Annotated in this window: 1 protein-coding gene and 2 pseudogenes; 2 read left to right on the forward strand and 1 reads right to left on the reverse strand. The window is 48.8% G+C overall.

From position 1 onward, the window contains the following. A pseudogene (locus XCSCFBP4642_RS28745) lies at positions 1 to 107 on the forward strand (IS1595 family transposase); the annotation flags it as partial. 273 nt (positions 108 to 380) lie between these two features. Further along, a complete protein-coding gene (locus XCSCFBP4642_RS0116470) occupies positions 381 to 647 on the forward strand; it encodes a response regulator (protein WP_029220754.1) in 267 nt (88 codons plus the stop codon). A gap of 9 nt (positions 648 to 656) precedes the next feature. On the opposite strand, the pseudogene XCSCFBP4642_RS28750 reads toward XCSCFBP4642_RS0116470, so the two are convergent. Beyond that, positions 657 to 762: pseudogene (locus XCSCFBP4642_RS28750) on the reverse strand (IS1595 family transposase); the annotation flags it as partial.

Below are 762 nucleotides of genomic sequence, written 5' to 3' on the forward strand. Positions count from 1 at the left end.
GTCGATTCCGCTTGCGCGAGATGCTGCCACGACTTGCCACGGCCATGATGCAATCCACACCATGCCCAGAGCAGGTTTTACGTGCAGCGAGCAATTTTCATGGCTGAGAGTCGGGGCTAATCAGGTAGCGTTATAAATGAAACGCTTCCCAACGAGAAAGTTTTTTTTGAGCTCCTCCTCAACTATACAAAAGATCACATCTTTGACTTCAATCATATGAATAACCTGCTTCGCCAAAATTCTATTACGACGCCTAGTATGCAGCCGCACCCTGCTCGTTACCACTATCAAGCACCCAAAAATCAATAGGCCATCGCCCATCACCTTTCCAAAAACTTTAAGCTAAGCTCTCCATTCCCCCACTACCGAGGCATGCAGCCATGACCAGGATCACAGTCGGCGTTGCAGACGATCACCCCATTGTCTTGCTGGGACTAAATAGCGCCCTCAGTAACAATATAGACATCGACTTGATCTTTAGCTGCGAAAGAATCGAACAATTGATGAAAAAGTTACAGACGCATCCTGTGGACGTGTTGCTATGCGATTATGAGTTTGATAACGACCCAATGGCCGATGGACTTGTTCTACTTAAAAAACTCCGACACGTTGCGCCAAATACAAAACTCATTGTTCTACCTGATTAGCCCCATCCCTCAGCCATGGAAGTTGCTTGCCATACGCAAAACGCGCTCTGGGCAAGGTGTGCAACGCAGCAGCGCCGTCGCCAGCCGCGGCAGCATCTGTTTCAGGTCGAATCGG

The organism is Xanthomonas cassavae CFBP 4642, assembly GCF_000454545.1.
Taxonomy (GTDB): domain Bacteria; phylum Pseudomonadota; class Gammaproteobacteria; order Xanthomonadales; family Xanthomonadaceae; genus Xanthomonas; species Xanthomonas cassavae.